The following is a 21,115-nucleotide window of genomic DNA, read 5'->3' on the forward strand; positions in this document are numbered from 1 at the left end:
TGCATATATCATAATAAATAAGAGTATGGATACATGAATGTACTTTTCATTACAGTGGTTACTAAAAGTATAGAAATAGTAGAAGTAATGTATTGTAACAAAGTTATGAGGAATCCAAAAATAAAAAATCCCTATAAAGATAGGGATTTATATATCGGCATATAGTTCCTTAGAAAAGGATATATTTAGTTTAGCATATCGCACTACTTATATTTGTGAAAAAGATGTGAAATAGATGCGAAAAAATACCTCAAAAAGAAAAGCACTGTTTTAGCCAATGAACTAAAACAGTGCTTTTCTTTTTGATTGAACAGTTGCTGCATTTTCATCATGTATGCCTGCATCTTTAATAATTCGTTGTTTTGCTTTATTTAATAGATGGTTTACTGCTTCTCCAAAATAGTTAGCTTCGCTTTTTGTGCGGGCTTCTCGTAAACATTTATAGTTTTCTAGCAGTTCCTCTTTTTCAGTGTCTGTTAAGAAATCTTCTATTTTCTTTTTTGTCATACGAAACACCCTTTCTTCTGACAAACGACGCAATAGAAAATATTTATTGTTTATTATAGCAATAATTTTTAAAGAAAGTATAGACTAACGTCGTAATAATTTGTCAATTTCTTGAATCTTCTCATCAGCTTTCCCAATTTGTGTATTTTTAGCCTGCTCACCACCAAGCGCTTGATGCAGTAAGAAAGTCTGACCGGAAATAGCAGTCACAATGGATACTTTAATAATTTCTTTTATTAAGGTGACATCGAATAAAACAAGTCCAAGAAGTGCAGCTAGACTACCAGTGAAAATATCAGTCAAAAACCCAAAGTGAAAAAAAGTTTTCAAACGGCGTGGAAGCAATAACTTACCTTGGTTATTGATTAGATGGGAAACGAAACCGGTAATGCCACCAACGAGAACAGCAGTTAGCCATTGATACATTTCCATCGAATCCACTCCTTTTAGTGAATAAGATTCGATTATTTTATATTGATTCCTTTTAATATTTCATAGAAGCATATTGAGAAAGTTTGTTTGGTTTTTTTCTATATTCAATTTAATTATAGCAGAAAAATCTGATATATATGAGTCTATTATATGACGCAGTTATTCCTTAATATGAATGTAGAAAGGGGTGCGTGATATGAATATAGATTACCGAATAAGAAGTGTGGATGGTTATACAAAAAATATAGGGGAATTAGTAAGCATGCTGGAGTATACGAGGGCTGTAACATTACAGGAAATAAAAGATCTGTCAGTTGAGCAATTAGATTTAATGATACCGAGTGAGGGAAATTCCATTGGAGCGTTACTAAAGCATATAGCAGCTATAGAAAAAGCTCACCAACTTATTTCATTTCAAGAGCGTGACTTTACTAAAGAAGAATTAGAAATATGGGAAGACGCACTGTATTTAGGGGAAGTGGGGAGAACAATCCGTGGTCATGAAATAAAGTATTATGTACAACTTCTACAAAGTGTCCGAGAAGAATCTCTGAAGTATTTGAGTAAACAAGATGATGAGTGGCTTAAGTCAGAAAGAAAGTGGCCTAACGGTGTAGCATATAACCAGCACTATCTGTGGTTTCATGTGCTAGAAGATGAGATTAATCACCGTGGACAAATTAGAATGATGAAAAATAAATTATTTGAAAATTACGTTAAATAAGGTAGCTTTTTGTATAGATATTCCATATAATGAGAGTAATTAAAATAAGAACGGGGTGATGTATTATGGCGAAAATAGCTTATATGAATAATAAACCAAATACAAAGGTGGATGGAAAGGGCGAGACTATATAAGGGAGCGCACGATCCTTCCGCTTAGCTTAAACTAGGGAGGATATCAATTTGAATCAAAATATTTTAGAATCGTTCGGCTGGAATTCTTTTTTTGAGGAACAAGCTGTAGAGAACTTTGAAGTAGGGCGTATTTTACTTGAGCATAAGCATATATATCGAATTATTTGCAATGATGGTGAATATATGGCAGAGCTGTCTGGTAAGTTTCGGCATGAAGCAGTAACGAAGGGGGATTATCCAGCGGTTGGTGATTGGGTGTATATAAAAAAAATAGAGAATGAAAAGAAAGCAATTATTCATCGTGTTTTTCCAAGAAGAAGCTCTTTTTCTAGACAAGAGGCTGGTACTCGAACGGAAGAACAAGTAATAGCAGCAAATGTAGATTATCTATTTTTAGTGAATGCACTTAACCATGATTTTAACGTAAGAAGAATAGAGCGCTATTTACTATTAGCGTATGAAAGTGGTGCAATGCCTGTTATTGTTTTAACAAAGAGTAGCTTATGTGAAGACGTGGAACAGAAAATCGTTGAAACAGAAGCTGTGGCAATTGGTGTTCCGATCTTCGTTGTTGATAGTTTAGAACATACTGGTATTGAATCGTTGCAGCAATTTGTTTCTTCAGGAAAAACAATTGCTCTAGTCGGATCATCTGGGGTTGGAAAATCCACTTTGTTAAATGCACTTATAGGAATTGAAGTAGCAAAAACCGGTGATATTCGTGAGGAAGATAGTAAAGGGAGACATACGACAACTCATCGTGAATTGTTCCGATTACCGAGTGGTAGTTTAGTAATTGATACTCCTGGTATGAGGGAGCTACAGCTTTGGGAAGGAAGCGATGCAATTCAAACAACATTTTCTGATATTGAGGAACTAGCAAAAACGTGCCGTTTTAGGGACTGTAAGCATGAAAATGAGCCAGGGTGCGCAGTGCATAGTGCAATTGGTAACGGAATTATTACGATAAATCGTTTGCAAAGCTATAAAAAATTACAAAGAGAACTAGCGTATTTTATGAGAAAACAAGATGCTATTCTTGCAAGGGCAGAGCGTGATAAGTGGAAAAAGATTTCTAAACAGCATAAAAAAATGTGAAAAGCCAAAGGGTGGTTCCCTTTGGCTTTTTGCATTTGTAAATTTTATAATAATATTATTCATATATATAGACAAAGGGAATTTAATTGTTTAAACTTTACAAAGTATTCATCATAATAGGTTATGAAAATAATAATTAGGGATTGGGAAATATTTATAATTCGTTACGTTTAACTTTTGAAAATGAAAAGCAGGAGGTTTGTAATGGGTAGACTATTAAATTTGTTTCGTGACATGAAAGTAGCAAAAAAACTACTAATTTCATTTTTTGTTATTTTAATTGCGGCTGTCTCTATTATCGGAGGCATGTCTTATCAAACAGCTAAAAAGAATTTTGAATCACAAATTACGAGCAGTGCTCACGATAATATAAAAATATTAGATAATTTAATCAATCAAATGATTGAGGCGAAATTTAATGATGTAAATAATTTTGCACGTGTGATTCAAGGTAATATGTATCAAGGGGATAATCAAGAGGAATTAAGAAAAATATTATCTCAATATATCAATTTAAATAAAGATGTTGAACAGGTTTATGTTGCTGGGAATGATAAGAAATTTGTGCAAGAACCAAATATACAAATGGCAGCAGACTATGATCCAACAGAACGTTCTTGGTATAAAGATGCAGTGGCAAAACAAGGTGGTATTGTCATTACTGAGCCGTATAAGGCGAAAGGAAATGGACATATTGTCGTAACGATTGCAAAACAAACAGAAGATAAAAACGGTGTTGTAGCAATAGATTTAAGTTTAGATAATTTATTAAAAACAACAAAGTTAATCAATATCGGTAAAAAAGGATATGCTTTCATTTTAGATGGGAAACAAAAAATAATTGCACATCCTCAAGAAAAATCAGGGAAAAAAGCAGCTGATTCTTGGGCGAAGAAAATTTATGAAGATAATCACGGTGCTTTTTCATATATGTATGACGGTAGCGAAAAACAAATGGTATTTGCTACAAATGTAAAAACAGGTTGGAAAATTGGTGGAACGATGTATTCGAATGAAATAATTGAAGCTGCACAGCCTGTATTTTACAATATGTTAATTGTTATGTTTATTTCATTAGTTATAGGCGGGGCACTTATTTATTTTGTGACACTTTCTATAACGAAGCCATTAAAGAGATTAGTTACCACTTCCAAAGTAATAAGTGAGGGAGATTTAACGCAAACAATCGAGATCCATTCTAATGATGAAATTGGTCAACTTGCAAAAGGGTTTAATGAGATGACAGATGCATTGCGAACGTTAATAGGAAGAATAAATACTTCGGCTGGACATGTTGCAGCAGCATCAGAAGAGCTGACGGCAAGTGTAAGACAAGCGAGTGAAGCAACTGAGCAAATTACAATGGCAATGGATGAAATATCGAGCGGGGCAACAACGCAAACGACAAGTGTAGAAAATGGTGCAATGTTACTATTTGATGTAACAGAAGGAATTCAGCATGTAGCAAATAGTTCCTCATCAATTAGTACCGCTTCTGCTCATACTCGTGAAAAAGCAGAAGATGGCGGAAAACTAGTCGGAAAAACTGTAAATCAAATGCAATCTATTGCAGAATCTGTTTCACAATCAGATGAAGTTATACAGTTACTAAATAATAAATCAAAACAAATTGGTGACATACTAGAAGTAATTCAAAATATTGCAGATCAAACAAATCTTTTAGCTTTGAATGCAGCAATTGAAGCTGCAAGAGCGGGAGAGCACGGAAGAGGGTTTGCAATTGTTGCAGATGAAGTACGTAAATTGGCGGAGAAGTCTAGCGTATCTTCTAGTGAAATTAGTAAATTAATATGTGAAATACAAGATGACATGAGTAAGACGGTAAAATCTATGGGTCATGTAAATGAAGAAGTTCAATCTGGACTTGTTATTGCGAATGAAACGAAGCAAAACTTTACTGAGATTTTACAATCTACAAATGAAATTGCAGATCAAATTAAAACGATGGTTGAAACGGCTAATGGGATGTCGAAAGGTGCAAATGAAGTGTCTATTTCAGTAGGGCAAATTGCAATGACAGCACAGAATAATGCGACGAGTACTCAAAACGTTGCAGCATCAGCAGAAGAACAACTAGCGTCCATTGAGGAGATTAGTTCTGCGGCGGGTACGTTATCTCAAATGGCTGAAGAATTACAAGGGTTAATTGAAAGATTTAAAGTGTAACAGAGGACAGACTACTCCAAAATAGCAGTATGCGATTTTGGAGTAGTCTGTTTTTACTATGTAACATGAAATGCGATAGAGAGTATGTTTATGATGTTTAAAGGCATATCATGTATAATATTTGTCGAAAAATAGAGGTGTTTGTTAACTTTATGTATAATTATAATCATATAGAATGCAAATAAAGGAGATTATTAATATGGGAGTGTACTGGGGGACCAAAAGACATTCTTGGCTTAGTTATGTCTCATTTTGGTTAAGTATTTCATTTTTTATTGTTTTTCTAATTGAAGTGTTTATTTTAAAAACACTTTCGAATAGTTCGGTGCAAATTGTTAAATATTTTTATTTGATATTTGTACCAGTAAACATCTTTCTTAGTTTAAAGTTACTCTTTAAGAAGAATGAAAAGAAAGCATTACCTATTTTTAGTTTCATTGTATCATTATTATTTACAATTTTAATACTAGTATTAGCATTAGCAGCTACTGGAAAATTCTTTTAAGGAGAGTGATGTAAGTCACTCTTCTTTTTTTTGTTATTGTAAGGAAATACTAAGCGTAGGGTGACCAAAGAGTTCATTTACTTATGTTTGATAGGATTGGAAAGCTTTAGAAGCATATTAAGAAATACAATGAGAGACAATTCATATAGCAATGAAGAAAATCAGCTGTTTTATATGCAGTATGAAGCAAATGAATACGGTAAAAACGGTGATATATGGTACAATACATTTGGATAGTGATAGAGATAAAGGGTATATAAAATACTCATCGTTTTTTAGTAAGAGAGGGGTTATCTTATGCTATACGAGGATTTGATGACATTATTTCAAACAGCTCCGAAAGAAGAAGGTAGAGGCGGCTGGAAATATATAATCCAGGAACGAAATGATAAATACGAAATTGTTGATGAAATGTTAAAAAATGAAATGAGTGTTGAATTGTATTTTAATGAATATGATGAGGTGAAAATCACTTTATATAAAGATGGAATGCCTATTTCTACTATGCAAAGAATTGCGATTTCAAAAGTTGAATTAGACGAAGAGGAAGAAGGAATTCAATTCGTTTTAGAACGTATGCCTAGTCGGATGATTCGCTTGCAATTAAAGCCATATTTAGCACTCGAAATGGGACCGTACTGGGAAGTTTGTGATGATTGTGAATAAACATAAAAGGAGCATCCAATGACATGGATGCTCCTTTTATGTTTTTTGAAGTCGTTTAAAAGCAATAATCGGGAGTAAAATAATACTGACCCATCCGATTATAGGATATAAAATGTGGAGCAATTCACTGTAACCAACGTAACTAAAGCAATAACTAATTAGTAAAATGAAGAAAATAATATTGTTGTTTTGCCATCCGGTAATCGATTGCATCTGTTTTGTCATTCCGAATACATTGCCAACTAAAGTTGTGAACACTTCACCGAAAATAACAAGAACAAAGAAGAAGTGGAAAGTTGCATTAAATCTTCTTATGACTTCAGCCATTGGGATGTTATATTGATAAAATTGATCGACTGATAAGATCGCTAAATGGCTGCATAGTAAAATTAAAGAAAGTCCTGCCCCACCTAAAATACCGCCCCATAAAATGGCTTTTCGATCTTTAACTTCACTGGCTAACGGGACGAGAACGCTTTGGGCAAGGGAAAGATTTAAGGCGACATATGTAATTGGGCTAGTAATCCACTTCATATTCCAGCTTTCTGCTGGAATAGTGTTACTAATAGGAGTTGAACCATGAAAAAAAGTAGTAATAGCAAGTCCTATAATAAAAATCATCATAATAGGTACGACAAGAGTATTTACCTCAAAGACACCTTGTAATCCACGACTACCTATAATGAGGCATGCAATTACTGTAATGAGAATGCCGAGTTGTCTTGGTAAACGAAGTTGCTCTTCAAATACCGCTCCAGCTCCTGATAACATAACGCTCGTTACACCAAATAATACGAGTAATAATAGTGTATTTACAACATTACCAAATACATCTCCAAATAAATATTTGTTAAATTCTTGCGCTGAAAATGCACCGATTTGTGATGAAAGCAACATCATCTTCGTGCCAAGCCAAATAAAAAAAAATCCACTGACACATATACCAATTGTTCCGTAAAATCCGTTCACTGTAAAAAATTCAACAATTTCTCGTCCAGTAGCAAATCCAGCTCCAACGACTGTTCCAATATAAGTAGCAGCGACTTTCTTTGCTACTTGCCATTGTTGATTGTCCATGTTATCCCTCTTTCTACTACGATGAGCTTGATTTACTATTATGCATATGTATGAGCTTGGACAATTAGACGTAAGAAGTAGTTGAAAACATACATGAATTAAAAGATATTAGGGAAGTATTAAAGGTGTTAAAACTTTGTTACATATGAGCCAATCGTTCGAAAGGATAGGAAATGTATGGTAACATGTAATTAGGTTATTAAAAGATAAACATTATGAAATGATAAGAGGAGTGGATTGTATGAGTACGAAAACAAATGTTGTTGAAGTATTAAACAAGCAGGTAGCAAACTGGAATGTGTTATATGTGAAATTACATAATTATCACTGGTATGTGACAGGACCACACTTCTTTACATTACATGAGAAATTTGAAGAGTTTTACAATGAAGCTGGAACGTATATTGATGAATTAGCAGAACGTATTCTAGCATTGGAAGGTAAGCCGTTAGCAACAATGAAAGAATACCTTGCAACATCTAGTGTAAATGAAGGGACAAGTAAGGAATCTGCAGAAGAAATGGTACAAACATTAGTGAATGATTACTCTGCATTGATTCAAGAATTAAAAGAAGGCATGGAAGTTGCTGGTGAAGCTGGCGATGAAACATCAGCGGACATGTTGTTAGCAATTCATACAACATTAGAACAACACGTATGGATGTTAAGTGCGTTCTTAAAATAAATATAAGTTGATAAAGAAAAAAGTCATTGAAAAATTCTTTCAATGGCTTTTTTGTGATTTTTCAGTTTTCTTTTATGCTATAATATAGTAAAAAGGAGGCGATGCGATGTTTCGCTTTTTCAGAACTGGAAAAGAAGAGCGTGAAATTACGAAAGATGAATTAGAACAAGCGATGGCTAAGTTTCTAGAAACGAATGCTAATATCGTTTATACAGTATTAGTAAATGATGATTATACAGTAAATTATGATTTGTTAAAGCCGTATTTACCTGCATTTCCAACAAATAGTTTTCTTATTACGAAGGAAACGCTTGAGGTATTTGAACATACAGAAGAAAATCTAAACCTAGTTAAAGAAATTGATATCGTTCAAAAAGCAGTAGATCAATATGTAACAGAAAAAGAAATGTTTCCAATTGTCGAAGATAGTGAAGAGCGTCTTATATGCGGAGTGAAGTTAGGACCGTATTTAAATCGTATATTAAAAAGAGACTTATATATTTCAGAAAAACATTATTTAGTTTCAAGTAAACCAGACAGAAAAAAACAAAAGAGTGGTTAGATGTATTGAAAACAACAATAAATATATTGTTGTCTTTTTTTGTTTATAAAAATATTGAAATTTCAATCTATTAGATTTTATAATAAATTTATTGGACGAAGAGGAGTAATGATTAAGTATTGTTAGCTGGAGTTATATACAGTGATTACAGAATGGTATAAAAGTTTGAGAACTATATATTATAAAAGATTACGGGGGAATGGGTGTATGAAAAATAGTATGACTTACATTCAATTATTAAATGAAACGTTACATTGTTACGCAAATAAAGGAAGTTTGGAAGCGTACAAGTATATAATGGAGCATGCGAAAGGCATAGTGGGGAATGAGGCGCAAATATATAATTTTAAATATGCACTGGCGAGTGCAGCAGGGCTTGAAGAAGAAGCGATGCATGTAATGAAGGAAGCTATTATAGAAAAGGGTTTTTGGTATGGAAATGAATATTTAATGACCGACGACGATTTAAAACCACTACATAAATTTGAAGAGTTTCATAAAATGGTTCAATTATGTAAAGAAAGAGAAGAATTAGTAAAGAAAACAGAACGAGCAGATGTGAAATTTATAGAAGGTAAGAAAAAAGAAAAACTATTTATTGCAATGCACGGAGATCAAGAAAATATAGCAATAGTAGAACCATATTGGAAATCTATTTTGGATCAAGATTATACGTTAGCTTTACCACAGTCTTCGCAAATTCAGTTTTCAGATGGGTTTGTTTGGGATGATATACATAGAGGGAAAGAAGAATTAAAAGAGCATTACGTTAATTTTAAAGAAAACTATACAGTAGAAAGTGTAATAATTGGTGGCTTTTCTGCTGGTGCAAGAGTAGCTTTATATACAATTTTACAAAAATATATAGAAGTAGATGGTTTTATTTTTATCGCGCCGTGGCTTCCAGAGATTGATGAATGGAATGAGTTGTTGGAAGTGCTACATGTCAAAAATATAAAGGGATATATAGTGTGCGGGGATCAAGATGAAGATTGTTTCGAATGTACGCAGCAATTTGTACAATTATTAAGAGATAAAAATATAGAACATAAGTATAAAGTTGTACCCCAGTTGAATCACGATTATCCTGGGAATTTTGAAGATTTATTAGAAGGAGCTATTAAATATATAGAAGACAAAAGTAATAACTAGTAAGAAAGGGAGATGCATCATAATGGATGTATCTCCCTTTATCATTATAAATGAAAAGCATTCGCTAGTAAGCGATAAGAATTTAATTTATCTTCAAATCGATGAGTAATTGTGACAATCATAAATTCATCAGTATTGTACGCTTTGCTTAAGTTTACGATTTGTTCTTTCACAGAAGATGGATCACCGACGATCATACGTTGACGATTCTCTTTTATACGTAATAAATCATAAGCGCTGTATGAATAATTTTGTGCAGTTTCAATAGAAGGAGTACCAGTTGTACGCTTTCCTTGCTCTAGTAATAAAATTGATAAATCTAAACTAGAAGCAATTTTTTCTGCCTCTTCATTTGTTTCCCCGCAAATAACAAAAATAGAGACGATTGATTTTGGTTTATCTCCTAAATAGGAAGGTTGGAATTGTTCCTGATAAGCCTTCATTACTTCAGGGCCACCGTATCCGTTAATGAACTGTGCGAATGCAAAAGAAGCACCTTGTTTTGCGGCAATCATTGCACTTTCTCCACTAGAACCGAGCAACCACATCTCAGGAGATGTTGGAATCACAGGGGTAGCCTTTAAATTTGCGTAATGATGATTTTCTGGTACTTGATCATGTAAGTACATTGCAACATCTGCAATTTGTTCTGGATATTGATCAAGTGAGACCATTTTTCCTTCTTGAAGTGCGCGAGTTGCAATTGGCATACCACCAGGTGCTCTGCCAACACCAAGGTCAATACGATTTGGATAAAGCGCTTCTAAAACGCGGAAGTTCTCAGCAACTTTATATGGGCTATAGTGCGGCAACATAACACCACCCGAACCGACTCTCATCCGCTCCGTTTTCGCTGCAATATGAGAAATAAGTATTTCTGGACTTGAACCAGCAAGACTTACAGAATTGTGATGTTCTGATACCCAAAAACGTGTGAACCCTAGTTTTTCAACTTCTTGTGCAAGTGTAACTGTATGTGAAAAAGCTTCAGCTGCTGTACTACCATCTGAAATAGGGGATTGGTCTAATACACTTAATTTGATCATAGAATATACCTCTCAATCTTAATGTACATCCTATTATATATTTACTTACGAAAAATGCGTAATAAAATGCTCAAAATAAAGCGGAACTATAATAAGCCCTCACCAATCGGACTTTTACGGGGATTTATCTCCCAGCTAGCCTCCTCGTATTTGCTAAAATGCTGCCCGTTAATGCGGGGGGGATTTGGATAAACTACCTATCCACCTTTAACGAGAAAAGCCTCGTTCATAATGATTCATTTCAACTAAATTTAATATATATTCATAGTTCTCTATCTCAAGTTTTAGTTGTTCACGTTCTTTTTTAGATAGATGGATACTACTGAGTTTGGTACATAGTTGTTGTTTCTTTTCTTCTAAATACTTCTTTGTAGCGTGGTAGTCGTAAGTTTGTTTCATTTTCAACCACTCCTTCTTTGCTGTTGCTATATTATACGAAGCATGAAGAGGTGTGAAAGCTAACTCTTATGTACTTTTAGTGAATATTCCTCTTTCCCTGTTGTTATGTTTATGGGAATTTATGAATAAAATGCACTAAACCGCTAATGCCCATTTTTATGAAGTAAGGGGTGGAATTGTGCAGAAAGATATAATGTATAACACTGAGATGGATGAAACGTTAAAAGTTATAAATAAAGGGTTAAACAAGACGACTCGTCCGAAGCGGATTATAGTAGTAGGGGCTGGCATGGCTGGGTTGGTTTCGGCATCTTTATTAAAAGCTGCAGGACATGAAGTAAAGATTTTTGAAGCAAACAACCGGGTAGGTGGCCGTATAGAGACGGTTAGAATGGAAGATACCGGATTATATTTGGATGTAGGGGCAATGAGAATTCCGTATTCGCACACATTAACGATGGCATATATAAGAAAATTTGGGCTACAGGTGAGCCCTTTTATTAATAGGAATGAGACTGATATTATTTACGTAAATGGCCGGAAAACGACATTAAAGCAATATGAAAAAGATCCAAGTATATTAAAGTATCCTGTAGAAATGAATGAAGTTGGGAAAACGTCTGAGGAGTTATTATTGTTAGCGGTGCAGCCTATTATAAATTTTATTAAAAAGAATCCAGAGAAAAATTGGGATGTTGTAGTAAAGGATTTTGGGAGATATTCTACAGGGCAATTTTTAAAGTATCATCCTTATCAATATAATACTTACTTTTCGCCAGTTACAATTGAGATGATCGGTGTTTTATTAGATTTAGAAGGTTTCTTGGAAAGGTCATTTGTTGAGACGTTACGCTTTATATATATTATGCAAGAGGAGAGTGGATTTTGTGAAATAGTAGGCGGGAATGATAGATTACCAAAGTCATTTTTACCACAATTAGAAGAAAATATTATATATAATCAAAAACTAATGAAGCTACAACAACACGATAACGGTGTAACAGCTTTTTATCGAAACGAGGAAACTTTTGAATATAGTAGTATTACAGGTGATTTAGTCATTATTACAATTCCATTTTCGACAATGCGCTTTGTGGAAGTAGATCCATTTGATTCTATATCTCATGAAAAATGGAAAGCAATTCGTGAATTGCATTATATGCCGGCGATAAAAATAGGAATTCAATTTAAAAGTCGATTTTGGGAAGAACAAGGACAGTTAGGTGGCAGAATTATAACAGATTTGCCAATTCGTTACGCATATTATCCAAGTCATGGAATTGGAGAAAAAGGACCTGCTATGATGTTAGGCAGCTATACATGGTCTTATGATGCGTTGTTATGGGATGGGTTATCAAAAGGTGATCGTATCTATTACACACTACAGAACTTAGCGACAATATTAGGCGGTCAAGTATATGATGAGTTCATGTCTGGCATATCAAAAAGTTGGACATTGGATCCATATGCACTTGGAGGTTTTGCGTTATTTCAGGCAGGTCAAGAATCTGAACTACAACCAGCAATTATAAAACCAGAGGGGAGACTATACTTTGCAGGTGATCATGCAACGTTATATCACGGATGGATACAAGGGGCAATTGAATCTGGCGTTCGTGTTGCGGTAGATGTAAATGAATTAAATGTGTAAAATTCAGAAATTTCTTTACTGTATAGTTTGAGATGGATATTATTATATATAAAAGAATTATAAGGAGTGTTGAAAGTGAATCCGTTATTATTCGATTTTCCTTCTGAATTTTATACTGAAAGGCTATTTATTCGAATGCCGAAACCAGGTGACGGTAAAGCTGTATACGATGCAATTCAAGCTTCTATGAAAGAATTAAAACCATGGATGGTTTTTGCACAAAAAGAGCAAACAGAGGAAGAAGTAGAAGTGAGCATTAGAAAATCGCATATTCAATTTTTGCAGCGTGAGGATTTAAGATTACTAGTTTTTTCGAAAGAAACAGGTGAATTTATTGCATCAGCTGGATTACATCGCATTAATTGGGATATACCCCAATTTGAAATCGGGTATTGGATTGATTCGAGGTTTAGTAGAAAGGGTTATATGGTCGAGGCTGCAAAGGGTATAACAGATTATGCTTTTTCTGAACTGAAAGCAAACCGCGTAGAAATCCGATGTGATTCTTTAAATAAGAAAAGTAGAGCGATACCTGAGAAATTAGGCTTTAAGTTAGAAGGTACGTTAGAAAGTGCGAGTGTAGCAGTAGATGGAAATGGATTAAGGGATATGTGTGTATTTGCCATGACTAGAGATACATATGAAAAAGAAGAGCTGTAAAGAAACGGCTCTTCTTTTTATACATTATGGTACAGGATGTCCATTAGAACTTTCGAAAATTGTAAACCATTGTTGACGGTCTAAGTTAACTTTTGTAGCAAAAGCAGCCGTTTTAACACGATCTAATTTACCAGAGCCAACGATTGGCATCATGTTAGCTGGATGAGCAAGCAACCATGCATACATAACCGTATCGATGCTAGTAACACCTAGTTCCGTAGCAATTTTTTGTAACGTTTCACGTACACGTACGGCACGTTCTGATTGACCCGTAAAGATTTCTCCGCCAGCAAGAGGTGACCAAATCATAGGATTGATTCGTTTTTCTTGGCATAAATCAATTGTTCCTTTTTCAAAATGCTCAAGTTGCATCGCAGAAACTTCAATTTGATTTGTAATGAGCGGGAAATCTAAATAAGAACTTAACATATTAAATTGTGAAGGTAAAAAGTTAGATACACCGAAGTGACGGACTTTTCCTTCTTGCTTTAAGCGTGAGAACGCTTCTGCCACTTCATTTGGATTCATAAATGGATCAGGGCGATGGATGAGCAATACATCAATATAATCTGTATGTAAGTTTTGTAATGAATCCTCGGCGCTTTTTATAATATGTTCAGCACTCGTATTGTAGTGCGCAACATATCGCTCTGGAAATTTCGGTGATGGGGGAGCGATTCCACATTTTGTGACAATTTGCATATTTTCGCGTAAGGAAGGCTTGAGTTGTAATGCTTCTCCGAACAGTCCTTCACACGTATAACCACCATAAATATCAGCGTGATCGAAAGTAGTAATTCCCATATCCATACAAGATTCAATAAAAGAAAGTAACTCTTGTTTTGACATATTCCATTCTGCTAAACGCCAAAAACCTTGAATAATACGAGAAAATTCGAGTGTTTCGGCCATTTGAACTCGTTCCATTATAAGTACCTCCTTGATGAATGAATAATATTTTGAAAAGGCTTTCTTGTTACATATTATTATATAGTTACAGTGTCGTACATACAATAAATATGTTTTGCTACAAAAACGATTTTTTCTATATGCTATAATGTAGAAACATATAGCTATAAGGAGAGGTACAAAATGATTCCAGTAACAATATTAACTGGTTTTCTTGGATCAGGGAAAACGACATTATTAAATCGCATTTTATCAGAGAATCACGGTCAGAAATTAGCAGTGATTGTAAATGAAATAGGACAAATTGGTATTGATAATCAGCTGATTATGAATGTCGAAGAAGAGATAATGGAGATGACGAATGGATGTTTATGTTGTACTGTACGTGAAGATTTACTCGTTGCTTTAAAACAATTACTGGACGTAAAAGCAGAAGGGAAAATGGACTTTGATGGATTAGTAATTGAAACGACGGGTCTTGCAAATCCAGGGCCAATTATTCAAACATTCTTTTTAGATCCTGTTATTCAATCCGCATACCAAATTAATGGTGTTGTAACAGTAGTAGATAGTTATCATATACATAAACATTTTGAAAAAGGACTGGAAGCAAAAGAGCAAATTGCATTTGCTGATGTCGTTTTAGTAAATAAATTAGATTTAGTGGATGAAAGTGAAAAGGAAAATATATTGCAGGAACTGCAAGGTATTAACCCAACTGCAAAGTTAATCGAGTCCACTAACTGTGATGTAGATATTCCATCGTTACTACAAATTCAAACGTTTAAAACGAAAGATACATTACAAATTTATCCTCATACAGAGCATAATCATCTAGAGGGAGTAAAATCATTTGTATTACGCGAAGAGCGTCCGTTAGATTTACAAAAACTGAATGAATGGATGTCAGCTGTCGTGCAAGAACTAGGTGAATATTTATATCGCTACAAAGGAATTTTATCGATTGATGGAATAGATAAACGTATCGTTTTCCAAGGTGTGCATACACTGTTCGCTGCATCATACGATAGAGAGTGGCAAGAGGGCGAAGAACGAGTAAGTGAAGTTGTGTTTATCGGAAAAGATATTAATAAAGAATGGTTCCAAGAACATTTCGAGGAGTGTGTGAAATAAGTCTGCATATATTGCAGGCTTATTTTTTGAACTTAACTAAGCGCTTTGTAGAAACATGCTAGATTGCAAAAAAAGAAGGATGATAAAAAGCCTGTTTTCACAGGCTTGTATGTTCATTTAATAGTAACTCCATTACAACACCTACAACTGGGCCTTCATCATCAATATCGCCATTTAAACGGAAGCCAAATGATTCATATAGTCCCATTGCAAGTTTGTTGTCTGGATGTAAACTTAAATAAATTATTTTACATTCAAATTTATCTTGTAAGAATTGAATGAGTATGCGAAGAAAGCGTTTTGCGTATCCTTTTCCTTGATAGTGTTGGTCAATCATAAAGCGGTCTAACCATACGTTTTTACGTTTTTCCCAATACCATCCATACATTGCATATCCTACAAGTGTTTCTCCATCATATAAACCTACTGACGTTCCGTTTTTCTCATATAATGATTCTGCTAGAGAAAACGCATTGCTTTCAATAAATTGCTGCTGGTCTTTTGCGACGTTTAAAGCAGCTACCGAACGCCAATTTGTTTCTGTTACTTCACAAATGTGAAGAGTCATAATTCCAACTCACTTTCTAAATTAATATAGCTTAAAAGCTAATATGGATAATTTTACTTGTTATTTTGGTCAAGTCAAGTAAGAATGAATAAAAAAGAAGCTGAATGACTCGTTCAGCTTCTTAAAAAAATTGATTAGTTAGTAGCTTCTTTCAATGTGTTTACGTTTTCTTCCATTAAAGTGAAGTAATCTTTATTGCTCTTCGCGTCATCTTCAGAAATAGTAGCAAGATGATTTAAGCGTAAAATTTTTGTGCCCGTTTCTTTTTGAATGACAGATGCTACTTTTGGCGTAGAGAATGTTTCAAATAAAATATATTTTAGATTATGTTCTTTTACTGTTTTTGTAATGTCAGCAAGCTGTTTTTGAGAAGGTTCATCAGAAGCTGAAATACCAGCGATAGCAATTTGTTTTAGGCCATAGCGTTGTTCCCAGTATCCATAAGCCGCATGAGAAACTAAAATATCTTTCGTTTTTGCATTCGCAATAGCTGCTTTAAATTGATCATCTAAATCAGTAAATTTTGTTTGAAGTGCTGCAAAGTTTTTTTCGAATTCTTGTTTATGGTCAGGTTGTAATTCTACAAGTGCGTTTTTAATTTTTTCAGCCTGTTTCATTGCTAAAGTAGGGTCTAACCAAATGTGTGGGTCTTTATCGTGATGATGTTCATCTTCTTTATGGCCGTCTCCATGATCATGATGCTCTTCTTCAGTAGAAGTACGTAGTTCAATACCTTTTGATGCATTTACAATTTTAACATTTTCTTTTTGTAATGATTTTTCCATTTTTTCAGCAAATGGCTCTAATTCAGCCCCGTTATAAACGAATAAATCGGCTTTTGCAACTTTTACTGTTTGTTTTTGACTTGGTTCAAATGTATGAGAATCAGCACCAGGTGGGTAAATCGCTTCAACCGTTACATAGTCGCCACCAATTTTTTTTGCGAAATCTGCAAGAGGAAAAATAGTTGTATAAACAGTTAGCTTTCCGTCTTTCTTGGCATTACCTTCTTTCGTATTTGAGCAGCCAGTAAAAATTAAAGTGAAAATAAGTAAGAATGAAAATAAAGTCAATCTTTTAGGCATGAAGTTCTCCTCTTTTCTTTTTTTACGGATATATTTTCCCCAATTATAGGAGAAAAATATCATTTTAATACAAAACGGAATAATTACGTTTTAGTTTGCGAACTTAGTATAATACATCTTTTATAAAGTTGCAATAAATAATAATCATTCCGATTTGATTTTGTTATAAAGTTGTCAAATATAGATGTGTTATTTTTGCGAATACATGCATATGTGACAACGCTGTGTTCATATATATGAAAGGAGGGTGTAGAGGGGGATGAGCGTTTGGGTTACTTAATGGAAGCTATTTTATTGATATTAGCGGTAATATTACCATTAGCCTTAGTCTTAATTTTTTTAAGAAGATTAATAAGTAATTTAGGGGATGCATCAACAGTATCAAAATTACGAGAGAAAGATGAGAAAAAAGAGTGAGTAAAGCACTATGCGTACGCATAGTGCTTTACTTGTGGTAAAATGAGAGGAGGAAACTCCTAAAAGTTGTATTTTACTGAAGGAGAGTAAAGTAAAATAAGAGGTATATGCATATATGAATAAGCGAACAGCGTTAGTACTTGGTGCAAGTGGTTTAGTTGGACAAGAGATAACGCGTCTATTACTTGAATCAGATTACTACGATTCGGTTACTATTTTTGTAAGAGAACCAATGCAATGGCAACATGAGAAGTTACAGCAAAAGCAAGTGGATTATTCGGTATTAGAGGAATATAAAGAATTTTTTGCTGTAGATGACGTATTTAGTTGTCTAGGAACAACAATCAAAAAAGCAAAAACAAAGGCAAATTTCAAAAAGGTAGATTATGAATATACGGTACGAGCTGCGTGTCTAGCGGAGAAACAAGGTGTGCAAAATTTCCTTGTTGTGTCTTCAATGGGAGCAAATCCTAAATCGTTTTTCTTTTATTCGCAAGTTAAAGGGAGAATGGAAGAGGAATTACAAAAGTTAGTCATTGGTGGTATTCACATTTTTAGGCCATCTTTATTAGTAGGAAATCGACAAGAATTTCGTTTTGGTGAACGAATGGCTGAAAAGTTATCTCGTATCATTCCTTTTATATTTAAGGGGGCTTTCAAAAAGTATAAACCAATTTCAGCGAAAGATGTGGCGAAAGGGATGTATATCACTGCATTACGAGAAGAAACGGGTATTTATATTTATAACTCTAATGAAATTACAACGATAGAATAAATAAAGCCGAGAAGAATGACTTCTCGGTTTTATTTATTCGTATGGATTTTCCCCGGTGCTCGCTTGTATTGATATGGTTCTTCTAACTCAAAGCCAAGTTCATTGGCGGCTATTCTTGGGAAGTAAGGATTGCGAAGTAACTCACGGCCGATAAAAATTAAATCTGCTTCGTTATTATTTAAAATTTGCTCTGCCTGTGCTCCAGTCGTAATCAAACCAACAGCCCCAGTTGCAATGTTAGCATGTTCTTTAATATGTTTAGCATATTGTACTTGATACCCGGGATATACATCGATGTGTGCCGGAACAACAGCTCCAGAACTACAATCAATTAAGTCTACTCCTTGTTCTTTCATCCATTTTGTATATGGAACATAATCTTGAACCGTTAAACCGTCAGGGTGATAATCGTTTGCTGAAATACGAACAAATAATGGTCCGTTCCAAACTTCATTTATTGAGTCAATAATTTCACGTAAGAAACGATAGCGATTTTCAGGTGAACCTCCATATTCATCAGTCCGTTTATTAGAAAGGGGAGAAAGAAATTCATTAATAAGATAACCGTGAGCACCGTGTATTTCAATAACGTCAAATCCAGCTTGTTTGGATCGTATTGCAGCCTCTTGAAAAGCTAATATGGTCTTTTTTATTTGCTGTATACTCATTTTTACTGGTGTTTTCATAGTTTCATTAAACGGAATTGCGGATGGAGCGAGAGCATCCGTCTCTAATTCAGCTTTTCTTCCGGCGTGAGCAAGTTGAATGGCGGCTTTTGCTCCGTTATCATGTATAAAAGTTGTCGTTTTATGTAAGTCTTCAATTAGGCTATCATCCCATATACCTAGGTCTTTATTAGAAATTCTCCCTTCAGGTAACACGGCTGTTGCTTCGATCATAACTAAACCAACTTGACCAGCAGCTCTTGTTCCGTAATGAACGAGATGGAAATTAGTTACTCGGCCATCCTCGTTTTCTGATGAATACATGCACATAGGTGACATAACGATACGGTTTTTTAATGTAACGTCCTTAATTGTATAAGGTGAAAAAAGTTCGGAATTCATCCAATATCCTCCTAGATTGAATTTTCTTACATTGTATCATTCTCGTTTTTGTTTCCCTAATAAAACGCTTATACGAAAAATTTTGTCTATTCGTGTTACAATAATGAATATGAATTGAATTGGAGGATGACATATGTACCAGGCTTATTATGAAAGTGAATTAGGTTTGCTAGAAATTACAGCGAACGATAAAGGAATTACGTCTGTTATATTTGTTGATGAGAGACAAGAAGAAATTACAAATGAAATGATAGATCAATGTATAAATGAGCTAGATGAATATTTTAAGGGGTATAGAAAAGAATTCACAGTCCCGCTGTCTGCCGAGGGAACAGCATTTCAAAAAAATGTATGGGATGCGCTCTATACTATTCCTTATGGCGTAAGTGCTTCATATTTAGATATTGCAGAGAAAGTCGGAAATACGAAAGCTGTACGGGCAATAGGAGGAGCGAATAGTCGTAATCCGATTTCAATTATCGTTCCGTGTCATCGTGTAATAGGAAAGAGCGGGAAGCTTGTTGGATATGCAGGTGGTATATGGAGGAAAGAGTGGTTATTAAAACACGAAGGTATTTTGAAATGACGTATGGATGGGAAGAGGGATTGTTTTGAAATGTATAAATTGTGGGCAACTTTGTGAGGGAAATCAGTTGAATTGTGAAAGTTGCCAGCGGGCTTTGCATACTGAACAAGGTGAAGGAAGCTCGCTAATAGACAAAGAATTAGAAGTATATGTAGGGAGACAATATCCGTATTACAAAAGGAAGTGGGAGCTTGAGGAAAAGCGGATTGCTAGGTGGAGCTGGAATGGTTGGGCAACTATTTTCAATGTAGGTTGGCTTGGATATCGTAAGTACTATTTACCGGCAGCATTATTTGTATTGTTATTAGTAGCGTGTGATGCGTTTTCTTATTATATGGGTTTCAATGTAGCACTGCCGATCATTAATATGGTGCCTCTTACGTTTTTATTACTCGTTTTTATTTTATTTGGAATGGCGATTTTTGCGAATGGATTATATTATCAATTTGCAGAAAGGCGTATATATCGAATAAAAGCAAGAGAAATTCAAGATGAATCGGTTGAGAAGTACCTCATTCGTGATAGTGGTGGAACGAGTAAAATGGGAGCAACAATCGTTACGATTTTAGCGGTTGCTAGTATTTTTTTCAGCCATTTCTTCTTCCCGACTGATAGAGATATTATTCAAAAAGTTCGTACAGGATCGCTTTATGAATATCCGTTCTTTTCCATTGGTGAATCGTTTGAAAATTATTTTAGAAATCCAGGTTGGGTATATTATCGTGGAACAGAAGGATTAGAATTGGTAGAATTCCAAGGAGATAGTCCTGATATGCCGAGAAAAAAGGTGAAGATCCAATTTATTGTTGATTATAAATTGGGTGAGATTGAGCCGTACTCACTTACGATTAATGAAGAACCTAAAAATGAGGAAGAATTTTTAAAGATAATGGACGAAATATTTAAAGTTCAAAATCCATTTGATATAGAGGATGGATTGCAAGTAAAAGGAATAGAAAAAGAAGCGGATAGAAGACCTCTCTATCCGCTTCTTTTTTTATTGTATAAAAATAATATTTGAAATAATCTGAATCTTTTGTATAATAATATGTATTATACTAGCTTTCATTTATACATATAGATTGGGGG

Annotated in this window: 24 protein-coding genes and 1 pseudogene; 16 read left to right on the forward strand and 9 right to left on the reverse strand. The window is 34.4% G+C overall.

Annotated elements, in window-relative coordinates; translation table 11 throughout:
* The first annotated feature begins 33 nt into the window (after positions 1-33).
* Positions 34-235 (forward strand): annotated as a pseudogene (locus AAG068_RS09775) (hypothetical protein).
* Between the two features lie 47 nt (positions 236-282).
* On the opposite strand, the gene AAG068_RS09780 reads toward AAG068_RS09775, so the two are convergent.
* Both AAG068_RS09780 and AAG068_RS09785 read right to left on the reverse strand, forming a co-directional pair.
* Positions 283-507, reverse strand: coding sequence for a hypothetical protein (locus AAG068_RS09780; protein WP_000162601.1), 225 nt, complete (start codon positions 505-507; stop codon positions 283-285).
* 84 nt (positions 508-591) lie between these two features.
* The gene (locus AAG068_RS09785) at positions 592-939 is read right to left on the reverse strand and encodes a DUF4257 domain-containing protein (protein WP_000426320.1); all 348 of its coding nucleotides are present in this window, start codon (positions 937-939) and stop codon (positions 592-594) included.
* A 196-nt stretch (positions 940-1,135) separates the two neighbouring features.
* On the opposite strand from AAG068_RS09785, the gene AAG068_RS09790 reads away from it, so the two are divergent.
* From AAG068_RS09790 to AAG068_RS09810, 5 genes are all read left to right on the forward strand, one after another.
* Positions 1,136-1,663, forward strand: coding sequence for a DinB family protein (locus AAG068_RS09790; protein ID WP_342719118.1), 528 nt, complete (start codon positions 1,136-1,138; stop codon positions 1,661-1,663).
* 182 nt (positions 1,664-1,845) lie between these two features.
* Positions 1,846-2,895, forward strand: a complete 1,050-nt coding sequence (gene rsgA, locus AAG068_RS09795) for a ribosome small subunit-dependent GTPase A (protein ID WP_342719119.1) — start codon at positions 1,846-1,848, stop codon at positions 2,893-2,895.
* A 204-nt stretch (positions 2,896-3,099) separates the two neighbouring features.
* Positions 3,100-5,082 carry a HAMP domain-containing methyl-accepting chemotaxis protein gene (locus tag AAG068_RS09800; RefSeq protein ID WP_342719120.1) on the forward strand — a complete coding sequence of 661 codons (1,983 nt, stop codon included), beginning with the start codon at positions 3,100-3,102 and terminating at the stop codon, positions 5,080-5,082.
* Between the two features lie 199 nt (positions 5,083-5,281).
* Positions 5,282-5,587, forward strand: a complete 306-nt coding sequence (locus AAG068_RS09805) for a hypothetical protein (RefSeq protein WP_342719121.1) — start codon at positions 5,282-5,284, stop codon at positions 5,585-5,587.
* 297 nt (positions 5,588-5,884) lie between these two features.
* The gene (locus AAG068_RS09810; protein ID WP_048527400.1) at positions 5,885-6,253 is read left to right on the forward strand and encodes a DUF3979 family protein; all 369 of its coding nucleotides are present in this window, start codon (positions 5,885-5,887) and stop codon (positions 6,251-6,253) included.
* Between the two features lie 36 nt (positions 6,254-6,289).
* Here AAG068_RS09810 and AAG068_RS09815 read toward each other — a convergent pair whose 3' ends face one another.
* A complete protein-coding gene (locus AAG068_RS09815; RefSeq protein ID WP_342719122.1) occupies positions 6,290-7,330 on the reverse strand; it encodes a YkvI family membrane protein in 1,041 nt (346 codons plus the stop codon).
* Between the two features lie 241 nt (positions 7,331-7,571).
* Here AAG068_RS09815 and AAG068_RS09820 point away from each other — a divergent pair, with 241 nt between their 5' ends.
* From AAG068_RS09820 to AAG068_RS09830, 3 genes are all read left to right on the forward strand, one after another.
* On the forward strand, positions 7,572-8,015 hold the full coding sequence (locus tag AAG068_RS09820) for a Dps family protein (RefSeq protein ID WP_000105198.1): 444 nt from the start codon (positions 7,572-7,574) through the stop codon (positions 8,013-8,015).
* A 106-nt stretch (positions 8,016-8,121) separates the two neighbouring features.
* Entirely contained in the window at positions 8,122-8,577 is a 456-nt protein-coding gene (locus AAG068_RS09825) for a DUF3939 domain-containing protein (RefSeq protein WP_342719123.1), read from the forward strand.
* A gap of 207 nt (positions 8,578-8,784) precedes the next feature.
* On the forward strand, positions 8,785-9,729 hold the full coding sequence (locus tag AAG068_RS09830) for an alpha/beta hydrolase (protein ID WP_342719124.1): 945 nt from the start codon (positions 8,785-8,787) through the stop codon (positions 9,727-9,729).
* A 44-nt stretch (positions 9,730-9,773) separates the two neighbouring features.
* On the opposite strand, the gene AAG068_RS09835 is transcribed toward AAG068_RS09830, so the two are convergent.
* Together AAG068_RS09835 and AAG068_RS09840 are read right to left on the reverse strand one after the other, a co-directional pair.
* Complete coding sequence (locus AAG068_RS09835; RefSeq protein WP_342719125.1) at positions 9,774-10,775, reverse strand: LLM class flavin-dependent oxidoreductase; 1,002 nt, start codon at positions 10,773-10,775, stop codon at positions 9,774-9,776.
* Between the two features lie 207 nt (positions 10,776-10,982).
* Positions 10,983-11,174, reverse strand: coding sequence for a DUF3896 family protein (locus AAG068_RS09840; protein WP_342719126.1), 192 nt, complete (start codon positions 11,172-11,174; stop codon positions 10,983-10,985).
* Positions 11,175-11,352: 178 nt separating this feature from the next.
* Between AAG068_RS09840 and AAG068_RS09845 the strand changes: the two genes are divergently transcribed.
* The gene (locus AAG068_RS09845; protein ID WP_342719127.1) at positions 11,353-12,825 is read left to right on the forward strand and encodes a flavin monoamine oxidase family protein; all 1,473 of its coding nucleotides are present in this window, start codon (positions 11,353-11,355) and stop codon (positions 12,823-12,825) included.
* Between the two features lie 75 nt (positions 12,826-12,900).
* Positions 12,901-13,485 carry a GNAT family N-acetyltransferase gene (locus tag AAG068_RS09850; protein WP_342719128.1) on the forward strand — a complete coding sequence of 195 codons (585 nt, stop codon included), beginning with the start codon at positions 12,901-12,903 and terminating at the stop codon, positions 13,483-13,485.
* A gap of 24 nt (positions 13,486-13,509) precedes the next feature.
* On the opposite strand, the gene AAG068_RS09855 is transcribed toward AAG068_RS09850, so the two are convergent.
* Positions 13,510-14,412, reverse strand: a complete 903-nt coding sequence (locus tag AAG068_RS09855) for an aldo/keto reductase (protein ID WP_342719129.1) — start codon at positions 14,410-14,412, stop codon at positions 13,510-13,512.
* Between the two features lie 165 nt (positions 14,413-14,577).
* Here AAG068_RS09855 and AAG068_RS09860 point away from each other — a divergent pair, with 165 nt between their 5' ends.
* Positions 14,578-15,528 carry a CobW family GTP-binding protein gene (locus tag AAG068_RS09860; protein WP_342719130.1) on the forward strand — a complete coding sequence of 317 codons (951 nt, stop codon included), beginning with the start codon at positions 14,578-14,580 and terminating at the stop codon, positions 15,526-15,528.
* A 97-nt stretch (positions 15,529-15,625) separates the two neighbouring features.
* Here AAG068_RS09860 and AAG068_RS09865 read toward each other — a convergent pair whose 3' ends face one another.
* Both AAG068_RS09865 and AAG068_RS09870 read right to left on the reverse strand, forming a co-directional pair.
* Positions 15,626-16,096: a GNAT family N-acetyltransferase gene (locus AAG068_RS09865; RefSeq protein ID WP_342719131.1), complete on the reverse strand. Its 471-nt coding sequence runs from the start codon at positions 16,094-16,096 to the stop codon at positions 15,626-15,628.
* 134 nt (positions 16,097-16,230) lie between these two features.
* Positions 16,231-17,181, reverse strand: coding sequence for a metal ABC transporter substrate-binding protein (locus AAG068_RS09870; protein WP_342719132.1), 951 nt, complete (start codon positions 17,179-17,181; stop codon positions 16,231-16,233).
* A 267-nt stretch (positions 17,182-17,448) separates the two neighbouring features.
* Between AAG068_RS09870 and AAG068_RS09875 the strand changes: the two genes are divergently transcribed.
* A complete protein-coding gene (locus AAG068_RS09875; protein ID WP_342719133.1) occupies positions 17,449-17,598 on the forward strand; it encodes a hypothetical protein in 150 nt (49 codons plus the stop codon).
* Between the two features lie 115 nt (positions 17,599-17,713).
* Positions 17,714-18,373, forward strand: coding sequence for an oxidoreductase (locus AAG068_RS09880; RefSeq protein WP_306188416.1), 660 nt, complete (start codon positions 17,714-17,716; stop codon positions 18,371-18,373).
* Positions 18,374-18,402: 29 nt separating this feature from the next.
* On the opposite strand, the gene namA is transcribed toward AAG068_RS09880, so the two are convergent.
* The gene (gene namA / locus AAG068_RS09885) at positions 18,403-19,440 is read right to left on the reverse strand and encodes an NADPH dehydrogenase NamA (RefSeq protein WP_342719134.1); all 1,038 of its coding nucleotides are present in this window, start codon (positions 19,438-19,440) and stop codon (positions 18,403-18,405) included.
* Positions 19,441-19,573: 133 nt separating this feature from the next.
* On the opposite strand from namA, the gene AAG068_RS09890 reads away from it, so the two are divergent.
* Positions 19,574-20,026 (forward strand): methylated-DNA--[protein]-cysteine S-methyltransferase, encoded by a 453-nt coding sequence (locus tag AAG068_RS09890; protein ID WP_342719135.1) that lies wholly within the window; start codon positions 19,574-19,576, stop codon positions 20,024-20,026.
* A gap of 7 nt (positions 20,027-20,033) precedes the next feature.
* Positions 20,034-21,047, forward strand: a complete 1,014-nt coding sequence (locus tag AAG068_RS09895; protein ID WP_342719136.1) for a DUF2628 domain-containing protein — start codon at positions 20,034-20,036, stop codon at positions 21,045-21,047.
* Positions 21,048-21,115 lie beyond the last annotated feature (68 nt).

Origin of the sequence: Bacillus paramycoides (assembly GCF_038971285.1) — a bacterium.
GTDB lineage: Bacteria > Bacillota > Bacilli > Bacillales > Bacillaceae_G > Bacillus_A.

Excerpts from the sequence above, each read along its gene's own strand:
- AAG068_RS09780 (WP_000162601.1), bottom strand. The coding sequence starts at position 507 with ATGACAAAAAAGAAAATAGAAGATTTCTTAACAGACACTGAAAAAGAG.
- AAG068_RS09785 (WP_000426320.1), bottom strand. The coding sequence starts at position 939 with ATGGAAATGTATCAATGGCTAACTGCTGTTCTCGTTGGTGGCATTACC.
- AAG068_RS09790 (WP_342719118.1), top strand. The coding sequence starts at position 1,136 with ATGAATATAGATTACCGAATAAGAAGTGTGGATGGTTATACAAAAAAT.
- AAG068_RS09800 (WP_342719120.1), top strand. The coding sequence starts at position 3,100 with ATGGGTAGACTATTAAATTTGTTTCGTGACATGAAAGTAGCAAAAAAA.
- AAG068_RS09805 (WP_342719121.1), top strand. The coding sequence starts at position 5,282 with ATGGGAGTGTACTGGGGGACCAAAAGACATTCTTGGCTTAGTTATGTC.
- AAG068_RS09810 (WP_048527400.1), top strand. The coding sequence starts at position 5,885 with ATGCTATACGAGGATTTGATGACATTATTTCAAACAGCTCCGAAAGAA.
- AAG068_RS09815 (WP_342719122.1), bottom strand. The coding sequence starts at position 7,330 with ATGGACAATCAACAATGGCAAGTAGCAAAGAAAGTCGCTGCTACTTAT.
- AAG068_RS09820 (WP_000105198.1), top strand. The coding sequence starts at position 7,572 with ATGAGTACGAAAACAAATGTTGTTGAAGTATTAAACAAGCAGGTAGCA.
- AAG068_RS09825 (WP_342719123.1), top strand. The coding sequence starts at position 8,122 with ATGTTTCGCTTTTTCAGAACTGGAAAAGAAGAGCGTGAAATTACGAAA.
- AAG068_RS09830 (WP_342719124.1), top strand. The coding sequence starts at position 8,785 with ATGAAAAATAGTATGACTTACATTCAATTATTAAATGAAACGTTACAT.
- AAG068_RS09835 (WP_342719125.1), bottom strand. The coding sequence starts at position 10,775 with ATGATCAAATTAAGTGTATTAGACCAATCCCCTATTTCAGATGGTAGT.
- AAG068_RS09840 (WP_342719126.1), bottom strand. The coding sequence starts at position 11,174 with ATGAAACAAACTTACGACTACCACGCTACAAAGAAGTATTTAGAAGAA.
- AAG068_RS09855 (WP_342719129.1), bottom strand. The coding sequence starts at position 14,412 with ATGGAACGAGTTCAAATGGCCGAAACACTCGAATTTTCTCGTATTATT.
- AAG068_RS09860 (WP_342719130.1), top strand. The coding sequence starts at position 14,578 with ATGATTCCAGTAACAATATTAACTGGTTTTCTTGGATCAGGGAAAACG.
- AAG068_RS09865 (WP_342719131.1), bottom strand. The coding sequence starts at position 16,096 with ATGACTCTTCACATTTGTGAAGTAACAGAAACAAATTGGCGTTCGGTA.
- AAG068_RS09870 (WP_342719132.1), bottom strand. The coding sequence starts at position 17,181 with ATGCCTAAAAGATTGACTTTATTTTCATTCTTACTTATTTTCACTTTA.
- AAG068_RS09880 (WP_306188416.1), top strand. The coding sequence starts at position 17,714 with ATGAATAAGCGAACAGCGTTAGTACTTGGTGCAAGTGGTTTAGTTGGA.
- namA (WP_342719134.1), bottom strand. The coding sequence starts at position 19,440 with ATGAATTCCGAACTTTTTTCACCTTATACAATTAAGGACGTTACATTA.
- AAG068_RS09890 (WP_342719135.1), top strand. The coding sequence starts at position 19,574 with ATGTACCAGGCTTATTATGAAAGTGAATTAGGTTTGCTAGAAATTACA.
- AAG068_RS09895 (WP_342719136.1), top strand. The coding sequence starts at position 20,034 with ATGGGAAGAGGGATTGTTTTGAAATGTATAAATTGTGGGCAACTTTGT.